Origin of the sequence: Bittarella massiliensis (ex Durand et al. 2017), assembly GCF_017566145.1 — a bacterium.
GTDB classification, from domain to species: Bacteria; Bacillota; Clostridia; order Oscillospirales; family Ruminococcaceae; genus Bittarella; species Bittarella massiliensis_A.
In genome coordinates this window covers 1-232 of record NZ_JABFCL010000132.1, presented here as the reverse complement: position 1 = coordinate 232, position 232 = coordinate 1, and the positions used below count along the sequence as shown (strand labels likewise).

Sequence of the window (232 nt, the reverse complement as noted above, 5' to 3'; positions counted from 1 at the left end):
TGTTAGAATTTGCCACCATCGGCTTTTCTTCAAACTCCTGAATCCGCATGGAGTCGTCCATCTTGATCGTCCCAAATCTCGTAGCATCCTCTCCCGGTGCAAGTTCCTTGCACACAACAGTAATATCCGCCTTTTTCTTAATGTGGTATTCCAAGACGTCATTGTAATCCATCTTGTACACCGCATCACCGGATGTGATAATGACGTACGGCTCATGGCACTTCTTCAGGAA

The 232-nt window shown here is 46.1% G+C and carries 1 protein-coding gene; it reads right to left on the bottom strand.

Annotation, left to right across the window (positions count from 1 at the left end; all coding sequences use genetic code 11):
* Window positions 1–232: sugar phosphate nucleotidyltransferase (locus HJY11_RS13740; protein WP_243764567.1), on the bottom strand; the 232-nt coding region annotated here is incomplete at both ends.